The organism is Amycolatopsis sp. w19, assembly GCF_051373225.1.
Taxonomy (GTDB): Bacteria; Actinomycetota; Actinomycetes; order Mycobacteriales; family Pseudonocardiaceae; genus Amycolatopsis; species Amycolatopsis japonica.
Genome location: NZ_JBPQFM010000001.1, coordinates 573713 through 595944, shown reverse-complemented (window position 1 = coordinate 595944; position 22232 = coordinate 573713). Strand labels below are relative to the sequence as shown.

Below are 22232 nucleotides of genomic sequence, written 5' to 3'. Positions count from 1 at the left end.
CGGTGTCTTGTTCGAGGCAGGGTCATTCGAGGGGCGCCAGCACCTCGCCGGTCGCCACGTCCACGACGCGGATCGCCTCCCGTGGGCAGGAATCGGCCGCGGCGAGCACTTCCTCGTCGGCTCCGATCTCGGCGTCGACCGGCTGCGAGCGGTCGCCGACGATCCGGAACCGGTGCGGAAGATCACCCACGCACACCCCGGAACCCATGCACGAGTCCTGGTCCACGACGATCCGCCAGCGGCGACCGCTCTCGGTCATGTCAGTCTCCTTGGATTCGAACGGCGCCTTCGCCCGTTCAACTGCCGCTCCGGGTCCAGTTGAACGAAGGAGCCCGATGGTTCACGGGAACGGCTTGTGGCGCAAGGTGTTCCCGCGTCGAGCGCGGCGGGGTCGCCGAGCTCGATTGGCCGGGCCGGGCGTGCGTGGTAAGGAGGTTGGCACCCGAATCTCCACTCACGACCTCCGGTCCGTTCGAGAGGGAATCCCTTGTCACGAAGACTTTGTGCCGGCCTGTGCGCCGTCGTCCTCGTCGCCGGCGTCGTACCCGGCATCCCGGCCGCCACCGCGGCACCCACGGTCGCGGTGACCGCCGAACCCCATGGCGGGGACGACCTGCCCGGCCCCGGCGACGTCCAGCGCCGGAAACTGCGGCAGCAGGCCCTCGCGGAGGTGTTGAAGGGCAAGGAAGTCGCCGAGCGACGCGGCGCGAGCACCGTGACGAAGACGCGCCACGGCGGTGTCGACGAGTACGTCGAGCTGGCGCGGGAGTCGACCGACCGGATCTTCGTGGTGCTCGCCGAGTTCGGCGACCGGCGGCATCCGTCCTACCCCGACGTCGACACCGACCCGGCCATTCCCGGCCCGGTGCGCTTCGACGGCCCGCGTCGCGACCAGATCCCCGAGCCCGACCGGCGCGTCGACAACACCACCATCTGGCAACCGGACTACGACCGCCGCCATTACCAGGACCTGTACTTCTCCACCGCTCCCGGCGCCGACTCGGTCGCCAACTACTACCGGAAGCAGTCTTCCGGCCGGTTTTCGGTCGAGGGCATGGTCACCGACTGGACCACGGTGCCGTTCAACGAAGCCCGTTACGGGCGGTCGAACGGTTTCCCGTGCGCGGGCGTCGTCTGCGCCAACGCCTTCGACCTGGTGACCGACGCCGCCAACGCCTGGTACGAAGGACAACGCGCCGCCGGCCGGACACCGGAACAGATCCGCGCCCACCTCGCCACCTTCGACGTTTGGGACCGTGACGACTTCGACCGGGACGGCGACTTCAACGAGCCGGACGGCTACCTCGACCACTTCCAGATCGTGCACGCCGGCGCCGATCAGGCCGACGGGGACCGGGTCCACGGCGAGGACGCCATCTACAGCCACAGCGCCTACGCGTTCGCCGACACCACCACCGGACCCCAGGGCAACCGGCGGGGCGGGACCCAGATCGGCGACAGCGGAATCTGGGTCGGCAACTACACCATCCAGCCGGAAAACGGCGGCATCAGCGTGTTCTGCCGCGAATTCGCGCACGACCTCGGGCTGCCCGACCTGTACGACACCAACGGCGGCGCCAACAACGTCAGCTGGTGGTCGCCGATGGCGCAGCAACGCGTCTCCGGGCCCGGCGAGGTCATCGGCACGCGCATCAACGATCTGGACGCGTGGTCGAAACTTCAGCTCGGCTGGCTCGACTACGAAGTCGTGGTGGCGGGCCGGACCCGCACCCTCGAACTCGGCCCGCACGAATACAACTCTGCCAAGGCGCAAGGTGTCGTGGTCGTGCTGCCCGACAAGCAGAAGACGTTCCACTATGGACAGCCGTTCGCCGGGCCGAACCAGTGGTGGAGCACCAAGGGCAACAATCTGTCCACCACCATGACCCGGCCGATCGACCTGACGGGCAAGACATCGGCGTCGCTGGGGTTGAAGGCCCGTTTCGACATCCAACCGGATTTCGACTTCCTCTACACGCAGGTGTCGACCGACGGCGGCGTCACGTGGTCCTCACTGGACGGACTCGCCGGTGGCGCAGCGTTTCAGCGGGATTTCAGCGGTCAGCCGGGGTTGTCCAGCAGCTCGGGCGGGAACTGGGTGGACATGACCGTGTCGCTCGATGCCGTGGCGGGAAAGAAGGCTCTGGCCCGGTTCCAGTACCGCACCGACGGCGCTCTGGCGCGTAACGGGTTCTTCGCCGACGAGATCTCGATCGTCGCGGACGGCGCGACGCTGCTGACCGACGGAGCGGAAAACGGCGCGAACGGCTGGCAGCTCGACGGCTTCCGGACCGCGGGCGCCACCGAGACCCGCTCGTTCGACAACTTCTACCTCGCGTCGAACCGTACCTACGAGTCTTATGGGCGGTATCTGCGTACGGGTCCCTACAACTTCGGGTTCCCGGGCAAGCCCGCGTTCGTCGAGCATTTCCCGTATCAGACCGGGCTCGTGGTGTCCTATTGGGACACGTCCGAAATGGACAACAACACCAGTGAGCATCTCGGCTCCGGGCTGATCCTCCCGATCGACGCGCATCCGGCGCCGATCTACAACATCGAGGGTGTGCCGTGGCGATCCCGGATCGCCGGCTACGACATGCCGTTCTCCCTCCGCAAGGCCGACTCGTTCACGCTTCACGTCAACGGAAAGCCCAGCTACATCCGGGGGCAGGACGCCGTACCGCTGTTCGACGACACCGGGACGTTCCTGTTCCCCGAGCAGCCGAACGCCGGTGTGCTCCTGCCGGCCACCGGGACCACGATCCGGGTGCTTTCGCAGCACGGTACTTCGATGCGGATCCGGGTGGACCACAAGTAGCGAGCATCTCGTGGGACTGGTCCTTCACACCTTCCCAAGTACATGAAGGCCCCCTTCCTTGCGCTAGGCGCAAGGAAGGGGGCCTTCATGTACCGCCTAGAACCCTCGTGAGTACCCAGGACCAGAGCGCCCCGTGCAGTCCGTCGGCCACCCACATTCAGTAGATACCTAAGACAGCCTTGGCCCTAACGACCCAAAACACTCACGAGGCCTGCGTGCAGGAAGCGTGCGCGTTGACCACTCGCCGCGCCGACGGCGGGTGACGTTCGAGCAGAGCGGCCGGCCGCACGGGGCGCCGTACGAGTTCACCACCGCAGTTGGGGCAGACGCCGCCGAAGCGGTCTTCCGCGCAGCCAGGGCAAAAGGTGCACTCGAACGTACAGATCCGCGCGTCCACCGAGGGCGGCAGATCCCGATCGCAGCACTCGCAGTTCGGCCTGATCTCGAGCATGCCGCGGACTCTACCCGAGGCGCCTGCTCACCTGAGCGATATCGGATCCGGAGGCGATCCACGAGACTCCATCTCCTGACCGCCGAGCAAGTTCTGGAGGGTTCAGTGAGCAGTGACGACTCGAACGAGGCCGGGCTCTCCCGGCGCGGCTTCCTCGCGCGGACCGCGACCGCGTCCGCGGCGCTGGCCGTCGGCGGACCGGACGCGGCGAGCGCGGAGCCGGACGGCCGGGGAGACGGTCTCGTCGACGTGGAGTTGCGGGTCAACGAGCGCGTGGAGCGGCTGCGGCTCGATCCACGGGTGACGTTGCTCGACACGGTACGCGACAGGCTCGGGTTGACCGGGACGAAGAAGGGCTGCGACCGCGGCCAGTGCGGGGCGTGCACGGTGCACGTCGACGGACGGCGGGTGCTGGCCTGCCTGACGCTGGCGGGCTCCGTCACCGGCAGACGGGTCACCACCATCGAAGGGCTGGCGCGCGGCTCCGCGTTGCATCCGGTGCAGCAGGCGTTCCTCGACCACGACGGTTTCCAGTGCGGCTTCTGTACTTCCGGGCAGATCATGTCGGCGGTCGCCGTCCTCCGGGAAGGTCAGGCACGTTCGCCGGAGCAGATCCGGGAGCACATGTCCGGCAACATCTGCCGTTGCGGCGCGTACGGCCCCATCGTCGACGCGATCCGGGCCGTGAGAGCGGCGGACTGATGCGGCCCTACGACTTCACGGTCACCCGCGGCGTGGCCGAGGCGCTCGACCGCGGCGGCGCGCCGGGCGCGGCCTATCTCGCGGGCGGCACGACGCTGGTGGACCTCATGAAGCTCGAAGTGCTGACACCGAGCCGGGTGGTCGACATCAACCGCCTGCCGCTGACCGGGGTGTGGACGGACCGGCACGGGCTGCACATCGCCGCGCTCGAGCGGATGAGCGACGTCGCCGCGCATCCGCTGGTGGGTGCGCGGTATCCCGTGCTCGCCGAGGCGCTGCTGGCCAGTGCGTCACCTCAGCTGCGCAACATGGCCAGCATCGGCGGCAACCTGTTGCAGCGCAGCAGATGCGGCTACTTCCGGGACACCGCCACGCCGTGCAACAAACGAGCCCCCGGCTCCGGCTGCCCGGCGATCGCGGGCGCCAACCGCTCGCACGCCATCCTGGGCACCAGCGACTCCTGTGTGTCCACGCATCCGAGTGACCTCGCCGTGGCCCTCGTGGCGCTGGATGCCTCGGTGCGGCTGACCGGCCGGGGAGGAACGCGCGACGTCCGGCTCGACGGGTTCTACCGGCTGCCCGGCACCACGCCGCATCTCGAGAACGAACTCCGGCCGGGTGAGCTCGTGACCGAGGTGACCGTGCCCCGGCTCGGCTGGGCCGATCGGTCGGCCTACGTCAAAGTGCGGGACAGGACCTCCTACGAGTTCGCGCTCGTGTCGGTCGCGGCCGCGGTGCTGGTCCGCGACGGCGTCGTGCGGGACGTGCGACTCGCCGCGGGCGGGGTCGGCACGCGGCCGTGGCGGTTGACCGCGGTCGAGGAGGCGCTGCGCGGCAGGCCGTTGCGGCTCGAAGTCGTCGAAAAGGCCGCCGCGGCCACCGAAGGAGTCCGTCCGCTGGCCCACAACGGTTTCAAGGTGCCTTTGCTGAAACGCACGGTCACCCGTGCCCTGATGAAGCTGGCGGACCGGCCATGAATTCGATTTCCCGCGTCGAAGGACGGCTCAAGGTCACCGGGGCCGCCCGCTACTCCGCCGACTACCCGGTCGACGGTCTCACCAACGGCTACCTGGTGCTGAGCACGATCGGGCGCGGCACCATCCGCGGCATCGACACGACCGCCGCGCGCCGCTCCCCCGGCGTCCTCGCCGTGTACACGCACGCCGACCCGTTGCCGCTGTTCGGCGGGGCCGAATCCGGCATCGGCTACAACTGGCTTCCTTTGCGGGACGACCAGGTCCGTTACCACGGGCAGATCATCGGCCTGGTGGTCGCCGAAACCTTCGAGCAGGCCCGCGACGCCGCCGCGCTGGTCCGGGTGGACTACGCGAGTGTCCGGCCGCGGACGTCGCTGCGTGACGGCATTCCCGGCGCCACCCTGCCGGAGGACGTCAACGGCGAGCCGCCGCTGCTTGATCTGCTCGCCGACGGTGTCGCGTCCATCGACCAGGCCCTCACCGCGAGCGAAGTGGTCGTCACCGCCACCTACACCCAGCCGATCGAGTACCACAGCGCGATGGAACCCCACGCCGCCATCGCGGTCTGGCGCGACGGCTACCTCACCCTCTACTGCGGTGCGCAGGCCCCGCAGCTGGCCGCCGGGACGATCGCGGCGACCGTCGGCGTCGACCCTTCTCGTGTGCACCTGCTCAGCCCGCACGTCGGTGGCGGGTTCGGCAACAAGATCCTCACCTGGGGGCATCCCGTCCTCGCCGCCGCGGCGGCCAAGGCGCTCGGCCGTCCGGTCCGGATCGTGCTCACCAGGGAGCAGACCTTCGGCGTCACCGGCCACCGCTCGGCGATGTCCCAGACGGTCTCCCTCGGCGCCGACCGCGGCGGGCGTCTCGTCGCCGTCAAGCACGACGCCTACGCCGGCCTTTCGAGTGGCGGCGACGGGTACCTCTACGAAGCGGCGCCGCACACCACCTCGCGTTACTTCTACGCCTCGCCCAACATCCATGTCGGGCAACGGCTGGTGACCCTGGACGTCCCGCCCCAGACACCGATGCGGGCGCCCGGTCCGGAGGCCGGTTCGTTCGCGCTGGAAACCGCGATGGACGAACTGGCGGTCCGGCTCGGCATCGACCCGGTCGAGTTACGCCTGCGCAACTACGCCACCACCTACCCGGGACGCGGCGTGCCGTGGTCCGGCAAACATCTCGACGAGTGCTACCGCGTCGGCGCGGAGGCGTTCGGCTGGTCCCGGCGGGCCCCGGTCCCGAGGGCGGTCGTCGACGGCGAATGGCTGATCGGCACCGGAATGGCGACCGCCGCCTACCCGGCCGCGCGGTACCGCACCACGGGGAAGGTCCGGCTGCAGGCCGACGGCACGGCGGTGGTGTCCACCGCGACCTCGGATCTGGGCACCGGGATGTGGACGGTGCTGGCGATGATCGGCGCCGACGCGCTCGGCATCCCGGTGAGCCGCGTCCGCTCCGCGCTCGGCGACTCCGCGCTGGCCGACAACCCCGGCGCGTTCGCCTCGGCGGGGACGGCGAGCTCAGGCCCGGCCGTCCACGCGGCCGCACTGTCCGCGACCCGCGCGCTGCTCGATCTCGCCGTGACGCACGAAAGATCCCCGTTCCACGGCATGGACCGGAATCAGGTGCGCTACGAACGCGGTGACGTCGTGGGCCCCAAGCGGCGGATCGCTTTCGGCACCCTGCTCGGCATCACGGATCGCGCCGGGATCGACGCCACCGAAACCTCGGCGCTCGGGCCGGAACGGGAGCGGTTCGCCTTCACCTCGTTCGGTGCGCACTTCTGCGAGGTGGCGGTCAATCGCTGGACCGGGGAACCCCGCCTGCGCCGCGTGACGACGGTCATCGACGCCGGCACCATCGTCAACGAGAAGACCGCGCGGAGCCAGATCGTCGGCGGCGTCATCTTCGGCGTCGGCCAGGCCTTCCTCGAGAACACCCACGTCGAACCGGATACCGGCCGCATCGCCAACGCGAACCTCGCCGACTACGTCGTCCCGGTCGGCACCGACATCCCGCCGATCGACGTTCGCTTCCTCGAACGTCCCGACACCGTCTTCAATCCCCTCGGTGTCCGCGGGATCGGCGAGCTGGGCACCGTCGGCATCGCCGCCGCCCTCGGCAACGCCGTTCACCACGCCACCGGCCGCCGCGTCCGCGACCTCCCCATCACCCTCGACAGAATCCTCGACGCCTGACCGGCTGAATGCCTTAGGGTTCTTCGGGTGACGGACGTTATCGAGCTGCGGCAGTACACCCTTCGGCCGGGACAGCGCGAGGTGTTGATCGAGCTGTTCGACCGGGAGTTCGTCGAGACCCAGGAAGCCACGGGGATGCGTGTCCTCGGGCAGTTCCGCGACCTCGACCGCCCGGACCATTTCGTGTGGCTGCGGGGTTTCCCCGGCATGCCCGCGAGGTTCCAGGCCCTGACGAGCTTCTACACCGGTCCGACCTGGAAGGCCAACTCGGCGGCGGCCAACGCCACCATGATCGACACGGACGACGTGCTGCTGCTGCGACCGGTCCGCCAGGGTGTGTTGCCCGGCCTCGACCCGGCAGTCCGGGACACGCCCGCTTCGTCGGTGGTCACGGCCACGATCCACTATCTTCCTTCGCCGCCGGACGAAGAGTTCGTCCGGTTCTTCGACGAGACCGTTCTCCCCTTGCTGGCGAAGGCCGGCGCGACACCGCTCGCCTTGCTGCGGACGGAGTACGCGGAGAACGACTTCACCGGTCTGCCGGTTCGCACGGGTGAGCATGTGCTCGTCGTGCTCGCGTCGTTCCCCGGGCAGGACGCCTACGCCGAGCACACCGCCCGGCTGGCCGCGCTCCCGGAGTGGCGGGACGACGTCGAGCCTCGCCTCCCGGACCGGATCGAGCGGCTGATGCTCACCCCCACCGACCGGTCGATGCTCCGCTGAGCTCCGAGGAGAGCCTGTTGACCAGGCCGGGCAATTCGGTGCCCGATGCACGGGCGGCGAGCGCCCGCAAGGTCAGGCATTCCTCGCGATACCAAGCGAGGCCGGCCCCGCGGTTCTCCGCGAGGCGGGAAAGCTGGTCGCGCACCGCGCCTTCGTAGTACCCGAGGACGCGGTGCGTCGCGGCGCGTTCCTCGTCCGCCGTGACGTACTCGCCGAGTGCGAACAGCCGCACGAGCCCCGGCACCCGATACCGGTCCATCCGCAACGTCTCGACGAGCCCGGCGTCGACGAGCCGCTCCGCGGCCGATTCGGCCGAGGCGACGGGAATGTCGAGCGCGGCGGCGAGCACCGCCGTCGAGACCACCGGCAGGTCCAGCACCCCGAGCCTGCCGAGGACGCGCGTCGGTAGCGGATCGGCGGAGTGCCGCAGCAAACGGACACCGGCCCGCAGCGCGGCGTGGACGCTGAGCCCGTCGCAGGTCAGCTGGTCCAACCGGCGCCCGGGATCGGCCAGCCTCGAAACGAACTCGCCGACCGTCCACTCCGGACGCCGCGCGAGCCGGGTCGCGGCGGCCCGCAGGGCGAGCGGCAGATGGTCGCAGAGCCCGGCGAGCCGGACGGTGGCGGCGAGATCCGCGTCCACCCGGGCGGCGCCGGCGTAACGGCGGATCAACGCCGTCGCGGCCGTCGCCGGGAGCCTGCCGAGGCGAAGCAGTCCCGCCCCGTCCACCGCGGTGGAGGCCGGACGGCTCGTCAGGATCACCGCGCAGCCCGGCGCGGTGGGCAGCAGATGCCGGATCTGAGCGGAGTCCGCGACATCATCGAGGACGAGGACCACTCGCCGGTCTGCCAGCACGGTCCGCAGCAGCGCGCCCGCCCTTTCCTCCCCCGGCGGGATGTCCGCGGCCGGTACGCCCAGCGCGGCGAGCAGCCGCCCGACCGCGTCCACCGGTGACGCCGGACCGTGCGCCGCGGACGCTCCGAGCCCCAGATACACCTGACCGTCCGGAAAGGACCCGGTCATCCGGTGCGCGGCGTGCACCGCCAACGCGGTCTTGCCGGTGCCCGCCATGCCGTGCACCGCGCAGCGCTGCTCCCCGCTCGCCAACCGGCTGGTGATCCAGGCAAGCTCCCGCTCCCGGCCGATGAACGCGGGCACGTCGGGCGGAAGCGTGCGCGGCACGGCAGGCCGCAGGATCGCGGTCGCCGGTGTCGCGCGCCGCGGCGTCTCCAGCAGCAGCGGGTCGTCCCGCAGGATCCGGCCCTGCAGCTCCCGCAGTGGTTTGCTCGGCTCGACACCGAGCTCCTCGACCAGCAGTCCGCGCAGATCCCGGTACGCGCCAAGGGCTTCGGCCTGCTGGCCCGAGCGGTACAGCGCGATCATCAACTGCGCGTGCAGCCGTTCACGCAGCGGGAACTGCGAGATCATCAGCTTCAGTTCGGGCAGCAGAGTCTCGTGTCCGCCGAGCCCGATCTCGGCCTCGATCCGCGCTTCCACCACGGCCAGGCGCGCCTCCTCCAGCCGCGCCGACTCGGCGAGGACGGACGGGACCATGGCCACGTCCGCCATCGGCGTGCCGCGCCACATCCCGAGCCCTTCGGTCAATGCGGCGACCGCGGCGGGCAAGTCACCTTCGGCGAGTCTCTTCCGGCCCGCCGTCACGAGCTTCTCGTACTCGTCGACGTCGGTCGCGCCCGCGGGCAGCACGAGCCGGTAGCCGGGCGCCCTCGTGCTCAGCATCCGGCCTCCCGGATCGCCGAGACCGTTGCGCAGCCGCCAGACGTAGCCCGCCAGCAGACCGGCCGCACTCGGCGGCGGCCGCTCACCCCACAGCTCCGCCATGAGCTGATCCGCCGAAACCACGCGATTGGCGTTGATCAGCAGGACGGCCAGCAGTGCCCGTTGCTTCGGCGCACCGATCGAGGACCATTGCCCGCCGTCGAAGAATTCGAGCGGGCCGAGGAACCGGAACCTGGCCGGTGACGATGACTCGTTCGCTTCGCCGTTAATTGACGACCACCATTCTCCGGTGCTCTACTCGCCCTTCCGGAATACCGAGGGTGAGGTGCAGGATGGACAACGCTGAATCATGGTTGCTGGAGATCCGGCTGTTCAAGGTGAAGCCGGGCACCCGGGCGGAATTCGACCGGATCAGCCGGGAGGGCACCATTCCGCTGATGCGCAGCCTGGGGATCACGGTCCTCGCGCACGGCCCGTCCTTGAACAACGAAAACGGCTATTTCCTGCTGCGCGCCTTTCCGTCCGAGGAAGAGCGGGTCGAACGATCCCAGTCGCTCTACGCCACGGACGAATGGCTGGCGAAATACGACGGCCCGGTCTCGTCGATGATCGACGATTACGACACGTCGGTGTTCGCCGCGGGGCACGATTTGGGCCCGCTCATCCGGTAGGGCGGCTCAGCCCGGCCAGCATGAGCGCCTCGGCGAGGCAGACCCGGGCGAACTCGCCGAGGTGCAGGCTCTCGTTCGGACCGTGTGCCCGGGTCTGCGGATCCTCCACGCCGGTCACCACGATCGTGGCGTCCGGGAACTCCGCCTGGAACGTCGAAACGGCAGGAATCGAGCCACCGACCCCGATCTCGACCGGCGAAACCCCGTCCCACGCGGTACGCAACGCGGACCGGACCGTTCCATACCGTGATCCGGTGGTGTCGATGACACACGGCGCACCGCCACCGTCCAGGGAGACCGAGATGGCTGCGCCCCAAGGACAGTAAGCCTCCAGATGGTCCCGGAGCGCGGCGAACGCCTTGACCGGGTCGTCGCCGGGGGCCAGCCGGGCGCTGATCTTCGCCCTGGCCGCCGGGACCAGCGCGTTGCCCGACTCGAGAACCGACGGCGCGTCGACACCCAGGACCGAGAGCGAAGGCCTGGTCCACAACCGATCCGCCAGCGAACCGGTGCCGGTGAACCGGACGCCGTCGACCATCCCCGCCTCGGCCCGCACCCGCTCGGCGGGAAGCTCCACAGTGGACTCCGGCCCCATGGCGAGACCTTCCACCGCGACGTCGCCGTCGTCCTCGTGCAGCGTCGCCAGCAACCGGACGAGCGTGGTCAGCGCGTCCGGCACGGCGCCGCCGAACATTCCACTGTGGACCGGGTCACGCAGGGTACGCACCTCGACCACGCAGTTGACGATCCCGCGCAGCGAAGTCGTCAGCGCGGGCACCCCGACGTCCCAGTTGGCCGAGTCGGCGATCACGACGACGTCGGCGAGAAGCCTGTCGTGATGCAGCCGGAGCAGCTCGGAGAGCGACGCCGAGCCGTACTCCTCCTCGCCTTCGACGAACACCACCACCCCGACCGGCAGGGCGTCGCCGAGCGCCCGCAGCGCCACGACATGCGCCATGAGCCCGGCTTTGTCGTCCGCGGCGCCCCGGCCGTAGAGCCGGCCGTCGCGCTCCACCGGCTCGAACGGGTCGCTGTCCCACAGCGCCTCGTCTCCCGGCGGCTGGACGTCGTGATGCGCGTAGAGCAGCACGGTCGGCGCGCCGGGCGGCGCGGGTTTGCGGCCGATGACGGCCGGTTGCCCGCCGGCCCGGACGATGCCGGTCTCCAGCCCGCAGCCGCGCAGCACCGTCGCCACCGCCTCCGCGGAACGGTCCACCTGCGCGTGGTCGAATTCGGGAAAGGCTATTCCGGGAATGCGGACCAGATGCTCAAGATCGGCTCGCGCCGGGGCCATTTCCCGTTCGACGGCCGCTCTCAATTCGGCCTCCGCCGGAAGATTGTTCTTCATGAATCGGATCGTACGGCGCGGCGGCCGGAAAAAGACCCGGTCAGCTGCACGGTGAATCGAACGCCGGGAGGCGGTACTGGGCGGGGAGCAGCCAAGACGTCAACTGTCCACAAGAGACGCCAGTTCTCGTCAGAGTGTCCGGTTTGGGCGCTTCACGCGGGGGTCGTGAGTGGCAATGATCGTTCTAACAGCATTTTTCACTCACGACCCTCGCACAGATTCACCTACACGGGCATAAATCGGACGGAAAGTCGTCGCAAAGTGTCCCTTGTGGACAGTTTGCGATGCTGCAAACGCCACCTTCGCCTTATCTCTCGATAGAACGCCGCAGGCGGCGTTAATCTCGGGCCATGTTGCTCGGTATCGACCACATCGGACTCGTCACCGGAGAACCCGCGGGGCTACTTCCCGCCATGACCGCGCTCGGGATGTCCAAACTGGACAGTGGCGTCGCCGCCGCCTATCGGGTGGCGTGCGAGTTCTGGCAGCCACCCGGCCCCGGCGGCCGCCCCCTGATCGAGCTGGTCTCCCCCGCAGGCCCCGGTTCGGCGCTCGACGGCCACCTGGCCAGGTCCGGCCCAGGGCTGCACCACATCGCCATCGAGGTCGATCACCTCGAACCGGAGCTGGACCGCTTGCGCGGCGCGGGGTTCACCCCGGTCGACCGCGAGCCCTGTGCCGGCGCGCGGCCCGGCATGCTGGTCGCCTTCACATACCTGGCCAGGCCCGCCGGTCTGCTGGTGGAACTGGTCCAGTACGGGGACGGCAGCTCACCCGAGCAATTCGGCGGCCGCCACCCGGCTCGCCGCGACCACGGTCTTCGCCGCACCGCCCGATCCTCCGGTGAAGGTGAACACGCCGGGCGCGACCTCGCGTAGTTCGAGGCCGGGCGGATCGTGATAGCAGTCGGACGACACGGTCGTCCGATGTGGACAGTGCTCGGCGAGCGGATGGCCGAGGAGGCGCCGGGCCTCGCTCGCGACCCGGTCGATGAGCGCGACGTCCGGCCGCGGACCGGCCGGGTCGACGTCCCAGTGGTCACTGGGCAGTCCGAGCAGGAACCCCGCGTCGCCCGCCGGCCGGCCCCACATTCCGGTGCCCTCCCACACGAACGTGCCGAGCCCCGCGGGCCCTCCTTCGTAGACGGTGTACTGGATCTGTTTGACGCGCAGCCCTCCGGCAGGCAGCCCGCTCGCCGCCAGCAGGGCGGGCGTCCACGGACCGGCGGCCACCACGACCGCGTCGTAACCCGCGGTCGCGCCGTCGGCCAGCCGCAACGCCGGGGCCGGGTCCACGGTCACCACCGGCATCCGCCGGACCGAGGCGCCGCGGTCGGTGAGCCAGCCCAGCACGGCGTCCCGCAGCCCGGCGGGCGACACGAATCCCGCGTGCCGTTCGACCACTGCGGTCACCCCGGAAGGCAGGCCACGGAACGGATACCGGGCGGCCAGTTCGGGCGCGGTGAGCAAGGTCGCCGAACCGGGCAGTGCTTCCTCGATCACCCGGACCGGGTCGGCGAGCCCGTCCCCGGAGAGCGCCAGGTACACCGAGCCGACCTCCCGGTAGTCCGACGCCGCCCGCAACGCCGGGTTGGCACGTAGTTCGGCGAGACCGGTCGCGGCCAGCCGTCCGGCGTGCTCCAGCCGCTGGAAGCCGCGGACCAGCCCACCGGACGCGCTCGTCGCGTCGCCGTCGGTCGACCGGGCGGTGTACACGTCGATCGTGCTCCGCGGCGCCGCCTGGCGCAGCCGCCAGGCGAGCAGCGCGCCCGCGACACCGCCGCCGACGATTCCCACCCGCACGGTGACCTCCCTCCCCGGCTCAGCCGGTGACGCCGGTCCGGGCGGCCACGGCCCGGCGCAGGTCGCCGGTGAAATCCGCGACCCGCCTGCGCAACGGCAGTTCGACGTCGGGGCGGGCCAGCAGTTCGTCGGCCAGCCGCAAGGTCTCCGCCGAGGCGGCGTAGCGCGGGTAGAGGAACCGCACCAGCACGTCCAGTACGAGGTCACCGCGTGACCGGGCGGCCGCGGGCATCTCGGCGAAGAACCGCGGGACGTAGCCGGCGGTCAGCTCGGCCTGCTCCGGTTGCCAGAATCCTTCTGCCAGCGCCCAGAGCCCGTAGCTGGACATCTCGGTGTCGCCGACGATCACCTCCCACGCCGCCTCCTTGGCCGCCGGATCCGGCCTGGCCGCCCGGCATTTCGCCGCGAACTGCTCGCCGCGGGTGCTGGGATCCGCGGCGTGGGCCGCGGCGATCTCGTCCTCGGAGAGCGCGCCGAGCACGGCGAGCCGGTATCTGGTGCGCCAGGCCAGATCCGCGTCGAGGACGAGTCCCGCGGGCAGCCGGGTGCCGTCGAGCCAGCCACGCAGCTCGTCGACGTCCGTGCTGAACTCGACGAGTCCCCGGCACAGGCACAACCAGATCTCGTCGGACGGCTCGACCTCGGCGATCCGGTCACGAAGAGCACCGGCGACGGCGGCGAGCGCGGCGGGCCGCCGCTCCGGATGCAGGAAGCGGTCGGCGACGTCGATACGAGCCTGCTCCAGCACCTCGACGACGATGGACGGATCCGTTTCGACGGCGAGCATCCCGGTCACCAGCTCGAGGTGATCCGCGGCCGGGTACACGCCGTCCTGCACCGCCATCAGCAGCGCGCACCACACCATCGCGCGGTTGACCGGGGACAGCCGGGGAAGGAACCCGGGCAGCGCGGCGCGGGAACGATCGTCGAAGCGGATCTTCGCGTAGGTCAGGTCGCCGTCGTTGAGCAGCAGGAATTCCGGCACCGGACGGCCCACCAGTTGCGGCAGCCCGGTTCGCGGTCCGTCGATCGTGACCCGGATCGTCGTGGACTCCTCGCCGTAGCAGCCGATGTCCAGGGTGTGCGGCCGCGGTACCGGATGCCCTTCCGGGACGTCCTGACGGACGGCGGCCGCCGTGATCACCCCGCCGGAAACCGTGATCTCCGGGGTCAGCGTGCCGACGTCGCAGGTGGAGAACCACACCCGCGCCCATTCCGTCAGATCCGTTCCGGCGGCCTCGCTCAACGCGGTGAGGAAGTCGGTGAACGTCGCCGTGCCGTACGCGTGGCGGGTGAAGTAGGTGCTCAGGCCCGCGCGCAGTGCCGGGGTACCGACCCGGGCCGCCAGCTGCCGCAGGACCGATGAGCCCTTGAAGTAGGAGATCCGGTCCAGTTCCAGCAGCACCGTCCGCACGTCCGGTCCGGCCAGGCTCACCGGATGGGTCGACGGCCGCTGATCTGCCACGTAGGCCTGGGCCTTGCGCCGGACGGCGAACGTGGTCAGCGGGCCGGAAAACCTCGTCACGTCACTGGTCACCCGATGGGCCATGTAGTCGGCGAAGGCCTGCCCGAGCCACAGATCGTCCCACCAGGTGTTGGTGACCAGACCGGCGAGCCACATCAGGGACAGGCCGTGCGCGATCACCACGGCCCTGGTCTCCCGTTCGCTCCGCGGCACCGCGGAGCCGAAGAGGTACAGCTCGCGCAGCAGCACACAACCGGGATGGTCGAGCGAGAGCACGCTGAACTCCGGCACGAAGACCTGGTCGAACTTCTCGAACGGGTAGGGCACGCCGAACAGCCGCCGGTACTCGTCGAGGCATTGCCCGGTGATCTCGAAGACCTCCTCGACGTCGGCCTTGAGCCCGTCCGCCAACGAGGCACGGCAATGCAGGCCCAGCGGCACTCCGCCGTGCTCGGCGTGGAACGACTCGTACGGTCCGACGGCCAGCGTCGTCAGATAGGTCGCGAGAGGCGCGGTCTCGGCCAGCCGCCAATGCCCCGGGCCGAGCCGGGTCGACGGCGCGTTGCCGAGCACCTGCCAGTCGTCGTCCGGAACCGTGACGTCGAAGGTGAAGGGCGCCTTGAGATCGGGCTGGTCGAAGCAAGCGAAGATCCGCGGCGCGTTGTCGATGAACACGTAGGCGTAGAGGTAGACGCGGCCGTCGGCAGGGTCTCTGTACCGGTGCAGCCCTTCGCATTCCCGCGAGTAGGCCATGTCCGCGACCACGACGAGCTCGTTCTCCTCGGCGAGGCCGTCGAGCGGGAACCGGCCGTCGTCGAGTGCGGCCGGGTCCAGTTCCCGGCCGTTGAGGATCACCGAGCGCAGTTCGCGGGGCCGCACGTCGAGGAACGTGGCACCGGGGCTCGCGTCGAAGACGATTCTCGTGGTCGATCGAAAGGTCTCGTCGCCGGTCGTCAGATCGAGATCCACCCGATACGACCGGATCCGCAGCAATACGCCGCGCTCCTTCGCTTCGGTCTGCGTCAGACTGGGCATTTCCTCGGCCCTCCAAATAGCTGCATCGTGGCCGCCGAACAGCTCAGGCGGCCGCCGAATAGACAATCCCCCGGCCGCCGGACAGCGCATTCCCCGCGCAACCGTGCCGCCTGATCCAGTTGAACACCGCACCCCGCTCGGACGCCGATACACCGGGGTTGGGGACTCACTTGAGCACCTAGTTCACCGTCGACCGACGACATACCCTCTGACCAGGAGCGCGGGGAGGGGAAACTTTGATCACGCAGTTCATGAGTTGAACGACGCCGGTCCAATGGGGACATTTCAGAGGGGACGCGGCGGTCGTTGATTCGACATCCTCGCACTGCCGTACAAATCGAACTTTCCGGCCTGAGGCGACCATGCCCGAAAACAGCGAAGAAGTCGATATTCGGTAATCGGTTCAGGCGCCTAGGACTCATTGAAGAGTAAGTCGCAGGTTTGCCGTACACAACCCGACGGGGGTGCCCATTGACCGGGCAAGCTGACCACGCCTCGAGCCAGGAACATTCGGCTGATTCGAATGACCAAGACGAACCGTCGACCGGGTATCCGAAGGCGGATCAGGTCACCTACACCGTCCCGGTGGCCGCGTTGCGGCCGGCGGACTCGCCGCGGCTGATCGGTGAGGACGCCGAGCACATCCGGGTGCTGGCCGAACCGGACCGGGCGCTGCCGCCGATCCTGGTGCACCGGTCGACGATGCGGATCATCGACGGGATGCACCGGCTCGGCGCGGCCCGCCTGCGCGGCCAGAGCACCATCGACGTGGTCTTCTTCGACGGCAGCGAGGAAGACGCGTTCGTGCTGGCGGTCAAGGCCAACGTCGCGCACGGCCTGCCGCTGTCCTACGCGGACCGCGAGGCCGCGGTCGCCCGCATCGTCATCTCCCATCCGGACTGGTCGGATCGCGCCATCGCCGCGGCCGCGGGCCTCGGTCCCCGGACCGTCGCCGCGGTTCGCGGCCGGATCGACGGGCTGCCGCGGACGACGGCCCGGCTCGGTCGCGACGGCAGGGTCCGCCCGCTGGACAGCACCGATGGCCGTCGCGTCGCGAGCCGGCTGATCGCGGCCTTCCCCGACGCGTCCCTGCGTTCGATCGCGCGGGCGGCGGGGATCGCCCCGGCCACCGTCCGTGACGTGCGGGAGCGGATCCAGCGCGGCGAGGATCCGGTACCGCCACGCCGTCCTCGCACCGTCCGGGAGACGGTGGCCGACCGCCGCGACGCCGGCCCGCCCGCGCACGACCACACCGAACGTCTCTCGACGCAGGAGCGCAACGCGGTCCTGCGGAACCTCGAACGCGATCCGTCGCTGCGGTTCGCCCAGTCCGGCACCCGGACCCTGCGCTGGCTCGTCCACCGGGTGATCGCCGAGGAGGAGTGGCGCGAACTCGTCGACACCGTCCCGCCACACAGCGTGTACGTCCTCGCCGCATTGGCCCGCCGGTGCGCCAACGAGTGGATCGAGTTCGCGCGACAACTGGAACAGCGGGTCGGCACGCAGAAGTCATAACCCGGATACCGCGAGTGAATACGACCGGTGTTCAACCGGGCACCGGGGACACAGTTGAACATCGAGCAGTTGTCGGCGCGCGAAGCGTGCGGCAATATTCCCGGTCACCACTCCTCGGGGATCCGAAACAGTTTCGGAAATCGCGCCGGGTCGCACCCCGGCAACCGGCCGCCATTGCCCGAGAACGCCAGGTGGTTCTTGAATGACGCTCGGCGTTTTTCGAATACGGACGCCCTCGAAATCGGCTCATGATTTCCCATCGGAAGACCAGGCAACCGACCGGCTCGGTATGAGGAGAAGAAATGGCAGCACCGCTCGCCGAATTCGGCATCGCCGGCTTCGGTTACGCGTTCGGCGAAGACCAGGACGTCGAACGCACCGCCGGTTCCTACGTCGCCGACCCGGAACGCGTCGTCGGCTGGGGTTACCGGACTTTCCACCGCGCCGCGGACGGCGTGACCTCGACCGCGCTGGCGGCGGAGGCGGCCGGCCACGCGCTGGCGAGGGCGTCGGTGGATCCCGCGGACGTCGATCTGGTGGTGGTGGCCAATTCCGAGCTGGCGGAGTACCCGTACTGGGACTCCTCCGCCGCACTGGCGAGGGAGCTGAAGATCCGGGAGCGGCAGACGATGCTGCTGACCGAAGGCTGCGCCTGCGGGGTCACCGGTCTCGGCGCCGTCGCCGGACAGCTGACGCTGCAACCGGAACTCGGCACGGTGCTCTTCACCGCCGTCAACCGGGTCAGCGAATTCCACCGCAACCGGATGAACGTCAACAACGCGGTGCACAGCGACGGCGCGGTCTCGGTGGTCCTGCGCCGGGGCCACGACCGCGTCACCTGGCTGGCCACCGAACAGTTCACGGATTCCGACTTCTGCGACTGGTTCCGCACCGACGTCGGCGGCAGTGTCACGCCGGTACCGCCGCCCGGCTGGTCGAGCGCGACCGCGCCGAGCGGGACCGAACGCGTGCAGGCCCATTTCCGGAAGGACCCCCGGCGGCTCGCGCACTTCAGCGAGCAGCTCAACACGCGGGTCGTCGAGGTGATCGACCGGGCCTGCCGCCGGGCGGGCGTGCGGCGGGCGGATCTCGCGCGGTTCGTCTACATCAACGATCCGGACGGCATCGCCGAACTGGCAGGCCTGATCGATATCCCACTGGCGAAGACGAACCACGATCTCGCCGCCGAACACGGCCATATGGGAGCGGCCGACCAGTTGATCGCGGTCGGGACCTACCTCGATCGCGGTGAACTGAATTCCGGGGATCTCGTCGCGCTCGCCGGAATCTCCATCGGCATGCGCTGGTATTGCACGATTTTCCGAGTCTAGGCAGGGGTCGATGAACGATTTCACGGAATTGCTCGACGGCCTGCGAGCCGCGGTGGACGGCCGGACGGCACCGGCACCGGGGGTGAGACAGCTCCTCTCGGAGGTCGAGGACCCCGCGCCGATGCGCCGTGCGGGCCACGTCCTGGCCGATCTCCCCTCGGTCGAGCCGGATCTCCGGCCGATCAAGGTGACCGTGCTGGCCACCTGCACGATCGGCCCGTTCGAACCCCTGCTGCGCGCCGCGATGGTCGCCGTCGGCGCGCAGCCCACCTTGCTCCTCGGTGACTACGGCACGTTCGACCTCACGCTGGCCGCGGGTGAGATCGACGGCTCCCCCGACCTCGTCACCTGCCTGATGGACGAGCGGTACTTCCTGCCGCGCGAGTGGAGCGCCGTCGACACCGAAGGCCTGGCCGCGCTCATCGAGGCCCGGTTCGCCGAGTTCCGGGGAGCGATTCTGGCCTGCCTGCGGCGTACGCCGGGCACCTTCGTGCTGCACACCGTGCCGGTTCCGGCCGAGCTGCGCGATTCGCTGATCAGTTGGCGGGCGCGGGCCGCGGCCGCGCGGGCCTGGCACCGGCTCAACGCGGACCTCCTCGGTCTCGCGGAGGAGGACGGCCGGATCACGGTCGTGGACCTGGCGGGCGAACTCGCCGACGTCGCGGTCGCGGCCAGGGACGACCGGCTGCACCGGTACGCCGACCTGCCGTACACCGACGGCGCGCTGCTCACGCTGGCGCGGCGGGTCGCCAGGGTGGCCGCGGCCCGATCCGGGTTGTCCCGCAAGGTGCTCGCGGTCGATCTGGACAACACCCTGTGGGGTGGCGTGCTCGGCGAGGCGGGCGAGGCGAGGCTGCAGCTCGGCGGGTTGTACCCGGGGAACTGCTACCAGGACCTTCAGCGAGCCGTGCGCCGTCTGCGCGAACAAGGCGTCATCCTCGTGCTGGCCAGCAAGAACGACGCCGGGCCGGTGGACGAGGTGCTGACCCGCCATCCGGAGATGCTGCTGCGGCCCGAGGATTTCGCGGTCCGCGCGGTGAACTGGTCGGCCAAGGCGGACAACCTGCGGCACGCCGCCGAGACGCTCAACCTGGCCGCGAACGCGTTCGTCTTCATGGACGACTCCCCGTTCGAACGCGGGCACGTGGCCGCCGAACTTCCCGGGATGGCCGTGGTGGCGGCCGACGGCGACCCCGCCCACCTGGTCCGCTCGCTGCTGCGCCCCGGCTGGTTCGACGTACCGGAGCTGACGGACACCGACCTGAAACGTCCGGCGCTGTACCGCTCGCGGGCGTTGCGCACCGGCTTCTCCACCGGGTTCGCCTCCTCGGAGGACTACCTGCACGCGCTGCGGACGCGGCTGATCGCGCATCCGGTCACCACGTTCGAGATCGGCCGGGTCGCCCAGCTTTCCGCCCGCACCAACCAGTTCAACCTGACCGGGATCCGGTTCGACGAGGGCGCGACGACCGCGATGTGCGCCGACCCGGACCGGCTGGTCGCCTCGTTCGCGGTGTCGGACCGGTTCGGCGACGAGGGAATCGTCGGCGCCGCGTGGATCGAGAGCCGCGGCCGGGTGTGGTGGGTGCTGAACCTGGTACTGAGCTGCCGGGTGTTCGGCCGGGGCATCGAGTTCGCGATCGCGGACTGGATCGTGCGGCGGGCCCGCGAGGCCGGGGCCACCGCCGTGGCCGGACGCTACGTGCCGAGCGAGCGCAACAAGGTGGCCGACGGCTTCTGGGAGAAGGCCGGCTTCACCCCGTCCGACGAGGACGGCACGTACACCGTGGTACCCGCCACCGCGCCGACCTGCCTGCCCACCTGGATCGCCTACCCCGGAGACGAGTGATGACCGAACTGGATGACACGGCGTCCGTCGTGCTGAACACGCTGAGCGAAGTGCTGGGCAAGCCGATCGGCGAGCTGCTGGCCCGAGAGGCGCTCGCCACGCACGGCTGGGACAGCCTCTCGTCGCTGGAAGCCCTCTCCCGGCTGGAAAGCAGGCTGGCGGTGACGCTCGATCTGCGCGCCTACCACGCCGCCCACACGGTGACGGCCTTGATCGACCTCGTCGCGGCCGCCGCGACGAGCAACGCGGGCGCCGGACGGCGCGGATAACCGGGGAGGATTGCGGTGCGATTTCAAGAAGTAGAGCTGCTGGCGATCGGGGCGGGACCGTCCGGCCTCGCCCTCGGCGTCGCCGTCGAAGAGCTCGCGAAGGCGGAGCTCGCGAAGGACACGCTCATCGTCGAGCAGCAGGACGACGTCGTCTGGCAGCGCGGCATGCTGATCCCGTGGACGCAGAGCCAGGTCTCCTTCCTCAAGGACCTGGTCACCCAGCGGAATCCGCGCAGCGCCTTCAGTTTCGTCAACTACCTGCACTCGGTGGGACGGCTGGACCAGTTCATCAACCTGGGCAGCTTCACGCCGTACCGGATGGAGATCTCCGGATATCTGGGCTGGGTGGCGAAATCCCTGCCGAACGTGCGGATCGACTACGGGCGGCGGTGTGTCTCGGTCCGGCCGTTCGGTGTCGCGGACGGGGCCGGCGAGTGGCTGGTCCAGATGGCCGACGGCAGTGCCGTGGTGTGTCGTCATCTGGTGGTCGCGGCCGGGCGGGATCCTTACATCCCGGACACTTTCTCGGCCATCCCGCGCGAGCTGATGATCCACAGCACCGAGTTCGCGGCCAGGATCGGCGAACTCGATCCCGAACGGACGCGCCGGATCGTCGTCGTCGGCGGGGCGCAGAGCGCGGCCGAGATGCTCTGGACGGCGCACCAGACGTTCCCCGGGGCACGGTGCACGATGGTGATGCGCTCGATCGGCCTCAACGCCTACGAGGCGAGCAAGTTCACCAACGAGCTGTACTACCCGTCCTTTGTGGACGAATTCCATTCGGCGCTGCCGGAGGCCAGGGCACAGCTGCTGCGCGAGATGCACCGGACCAACTACGCCGGCCTCGCCCCGGACATGCTCGACACGCTGTACCGCCAGATGTACATCGAACGGCTCACCGGCACCGAGCGCATCGAGATGATCCCGATGGTCGACGTGGCGGGCGCCGAGATGGACGGTCGCGAGATCGTGCTCACCCTCGTCGACCGCAAATCCGGCCGCCGGTTCACGCAGCGCTGTGACGTGGTGCTGCTCGGCACCGGGTTCACCAAGCGGATGCCGGGGATCGTCAAGGATCTCGCGTCCGCGGTCGGGGTGGACGAGATCACCGTCAACCGCAGCTACCGGATGAGCCTGCCGCCGTCGTTCAGCGGGACCTGCCATCTGCAGGGGGTGAACGAGGCCACCCACGGCATCGCCGATTCGCTGCTCAGCGTGCTGGCCGCGCGGGCGGCGGAAATCGTCACCGATCTGCTCGCCGACCGCCGGATGCCGCCGTTGCCAGCCGTCACCGAAGCCCGCCCGCTCGCCGCCACCCAAGGAGCGCAGTGACC

General features: G+C 69.8%; 18 protein-coding genes. 12 read left to right on the top strand and 6 right to left on the bottom strand.

All coding sequences use genetic code 11. The annotated features are described in order from the left end of the window. Positions 1-22 precede the first annotated feature (22 nt). Positions 23-259 (bottom strand): ferredoxin, encoded by a 237-nt coding sequence (locus tag ACSMFO_RS02720; protein ID WP_037337791.1) that lies wholly within the window; start codon positions 257-259, stop codon positions 23-25. 228 nt (positions 260-487) lie between these two features. Here ACSMFO_RS02720 and ACSMFO_RS02715 point away from each other — a divergent pair, with 228 nt between their 5' ends. After that, positions 488-2818: an immune inhibitor A domain-containing protein gene (locus ACSMFO_RS02715; protein WP_436456759.1), complete on the top strand. Its 2331-nt coding sequence runs from the start codon at positions 488-490 to the stop codon at positions 2816-2818. Between the two features lie 202 nt (positions 2819-3020). On the opposite strand, the gene ACSMFO_RS02710 is transcribed toward ACSMFO_RS02715, so the two are convergent. Beyond that, positions 3021-3269 (bottom strand): DUF1272 domain-containing protein, encoded by a 249-nt coding sequence (locus ACSMFO_RS02710; protein WP_350597785.1) that lies wholly within the window; start codon positions 3267-3269, stop codon positions 3021-3023. 249 nt (positions 3270-3518) lie between these two features. Here ACSMFO_RS02710 and ACSMFO_RS02705 point away from each other — a divergent pair, with 249 nt between their 5' ends. Genes ACSMFO_RS02705 through ACSMFO_RS02690 form a run of 4 tightly spaced genes read left to right on the top strand, consistent with a single transcriptional unit; the run spans position 3519 to position 7872 of the window. After that, positions 3519-3971, top strand: a complete 453-nt coding sequence (locus tag ACSMFO_RS02705; protein WP_436457064.1) for a (2Fe-2S)-binding protein — start codon at positions 3519-3521, stop codon at positions 3969-3971. Beyond that, positions 3971-4948, top strand: coding sequence for an FAD binding domain-containing protein (locus tag ACSMFO_RS02700; RefSeq protein ID WP_436456757.1), 978 nt, complete (start codon positions 3971-3973; stop codon positions 4946-4948). Before ACSMFO_RS02705 ends, ACSMFO_RS02700 begins: the two co-directional genes overlap by 1 nt. Continuing rightward, positions 4945-7149: a xanthine dehydrogenase family protein molybdopterin-binding subunit gene (locus tag ACSMFO_RS02695; protein ID WP_436456755.1), complete on the top strand. Its 2205-nt coding sequence runs from the start codon at positions 4945-4947 to the stop codon at positions 7147-7149. Before ACSMFO_RS02700 ends, ACSMFO_RS02695 begins: the two co-directional genes overlap by 4 nt. Before the next feature lie 27 nt (positions 7150-7176). Further along, a complete protein-coding gene (locus ACSMFO_RS02690; protein ID WP_436456754.1) occupies positions 7177-7872 on the top strand; it encodes an NIPSNAP family protein in 696 nt (231 codons plus the stop codon). Here ACSMFO_RS02690 and ACSMFO_RS02685 read toward each other — a convergent pair. Then, the gene (locus tag ACSMFO_RS02685; protein ID WP_436457063.1) at positions 7841-9793 is read right to left on the bottom strand and encodes a BTAD domain-containing putative transcriptional regulator; all 1953 of its coding nucleotides are present in this window, start codon (positions 9791-9793) and stop codon (positions 7841-7843) included. The two genes, ACSMFO_RS02690 and ACSMFO_RS02685, sit on opposite strands and share 32 nt — an antisense overlap. 152 nt (positions 9794-9945) lie before the next feature. Between ACSMFO_RS02685 and ACSMFO_RS02680 the strand changes: the two genes are divergently transcribed. Then, entirely contained in the window at positions 9946-10284 is a 339-nt protein-coding gene (locus ACSMFO_RS02680; protein ID WP_436456753.1) for an NIPSNAP family protein, read from the top strand. On the opposite strand, the gene ACSMFO_RS02675 is transcribed toward ACSMFO_RS02680, so the two are convergent. Continuing rightward, complete coding sequence (locus ACSMFO_RS02675; RefSeq protein WP_436456751.1) at positions 10274-11632, bottom strand: dipeptidase; 1359 nt, start codon at positions 11630-11632, stop codon at positions 10274-10276. The two genes, ACSMFO_RS02680 and ACSMFO_RS02675, sit on opposite strands and share 11 nt — an antisense overlap. Positions 11633-11982: 350 nt before the next feature. On the opposite strand from ACSMFO_RS02675, the gene ACSMFO_RS02670 reads away from it, so the two are divergent. Continuing rightward, positions 11983-12510 carry a VOC family protein gene (locus tag ACSMFO_RS02670; RefSeq protein WP_436456750.1) on the top strand — a complete coding sequence of 176 codons (528 nt, stop codon included), beginning with the start codon at positions 11983-11985 and terminating at the stop codon, positions 12508-12510. Here ACSMFO_RS02670 and ACSMFO_RS02665 read toward each other — a convergent pair. Together ACSMFO_RS02665 and pepN are read right to left on the bottom strand one after the other, a co-directional pair. Beyond that, the gene (locus ACSMFO_RS02665) at positions 12403-13434 is read right to left on the bottom strand and encodes an NAD(P)/FAD-dependent oxidoreductase (protein ID WP_436456749.1); all 1032 of its coding nucleotides are present in this window, start codon (positions 13432-13434) and stop codon (positions 12403-12405) included. The two genes, ACSMFO_RS02670 and ACSMFO_RS02665, sit on opposite strands and share 108 nt — an antisense overlap. A 19-nt stretch (positions 13435-13453) precedes the next feature. After that, the gene (gene pepN / locus ACSMFO_RS02660; RefSeq protein WP_436456748.1) at positions 13454-15934 is read right to left on the bottom strand and encodes an aminopeptidase N; all 2481 of its coding nucleotides are present in this window, start codon (positions 15932-15934) and stop codon (positions 13454-13456) included. 585 nt (positions 15935-16519) lie between these two features. Between pepN and ACSMFO_RS02655 the strand changes: the two genes are divergently transcribed. The 5 genes from ACSMFO_RS02655 to ACSMFO_RS02635 all read left to right on the top strand — a co-directional run bounded on the left by ACSMFO_RS02655 (position 16520) and on the right by ACSMFO_RS02635 (position 22230). Continuing rightward, complete coding sequence (locus ACSMFO_RS02655) at positions 16520-17449, top strand: ParB N-terminal domain-containing protein (protein ID WP_436456746.1); 930 nt, start codon at positions 16520-16522, stop codon at positions 17447-17449. Between the two features lie 302 nt (positions 17450-17751). Then, entirely contained in the window at positions 17752-18780 is a 1029-nt protein-coding gene (locus ACSMFO_RS02650; protein WP_436456744.1) for a 3-oxoacyl-[acyl-carrier-protein] synthase III C-terminal domain-containing protein, read from the top strand. Between the two features lie 10 nt (positions 18781-18790). Beyond that, positions 18791-20629 (top strand): HAD-IIIC family phosphatase, encoded by a 1839-nt coding sequence (locus tag ACSMFO_RS02645; protein WP_436456743.1) that lies wholly within the window; start codon positions 18791-18793, stop codon positions 20627-20629. Further along, positions 20629-20898, top strand: coding sequence for an acyl carrier protein (locus ACSMFO_RS02640; RefSeq protein WP_378414766.1), 270 nt, complete (start codon positions 20629-20631; stop codon positions 20896-20898). The genes ACSMFO_RS02645 and ACSMFO_RS02640 overlap by 1 nt, the downstream gene beginning before the upstream one ends. Before the next feature lie 15 nt (positions 20899-20913). Next, the gene (locus ACSMFO_RS02635; RefSeq protein WP_436456742.1) at positions 20914-22230 is read left to right on the top strand and encodes a lysine N(6)-hydroxylase/L-ornithine N(5)-oxygenase family protein; all 1317 of its coding nucleotides are present in this window, start codon (positions 20914-20916) and stop codon (positions 22228-22230) included. The last annotated feature ends 2 nt before the right edge of the window (positions 22231-22232 follow it).

Coding starts and splice junctions, on each gene's coding strand:
- pepN (WP_436456748.1), bottom strand. CDS start 15,934: ATGCCCAGTCTGACGCAGACCGAAGCGAAGGAGCGCGGCGTATTGCTG.
- ACSMFO_RS02720 (WP_037337791.1), bottom strand. CDS start 259: ATGACCGAGAGCGGTCGCCGCTGGCGGATCGTCGTGGACCAGGACTCG.
- ACSMFO_RS02675 (WP_436456751.1), bottom strand. CDS start 11,632: ATGAAGAACAATCTTCCGGCGGAGGCCGAATTGAGAGCGGCCGTCGAA.
- ACSMFO_RS02680 (WP_436456753.1), top strand. CDS start 9,946: ATGGACAACGCTGAATCATGGTTGCTGGAGATCCGGCTGTTCAAGGTG.
- ACSMFO_RS02650 (WP_436456744.1), top strand. CDS start 17,752: ATGGCAGCACCGCTCGCCGAATTCGGCATCGCCGGCTTCGGTTACGCG.
- ACSMFO_RS02645 (WP_436456743.1), top strand. CDS start 18,791: ATGAACGATTTCACGGAATTGCTCGACGGCCTGCGAGCCGCGGTGGAC.
- ACSMFO_RS02710 (WP_350597785.1), bottom strand. CDS start 3,269: ATGCTCGAGATCAGGCCGAACTGCGAGTGCTGCGATCGGGATCTGCCG.
- ACSMFO_RS02695 (WP_436456755.1), top strand. CDS start 4,945: ATGAATTCGATTTCCCGCGTCGAAGGACGGCTCAAGGTCACCGGGGCC.
- ACSMFO_RS02670 (WP_436456750.1), top strand. CDS start 11,983: ATGTTGCTCGGTATCGACCACATCGGACTCGTCACCGGAGAACCCGCG.
- ACSMFO_RS02640 (WP_378414766.1), top strand. CDS start 20,629: ATGACCGAACTGGATGACACGGCGTCCGTCGTGCTGAACACGCTGAGC.
- ACSMFO_RS02700 (WP_436456757.1), top strand. CDS start 3,971: ATGCGGCCCTACGACTTCACGGTCACCCGCGGCGTGGCCGAGGCGCTC.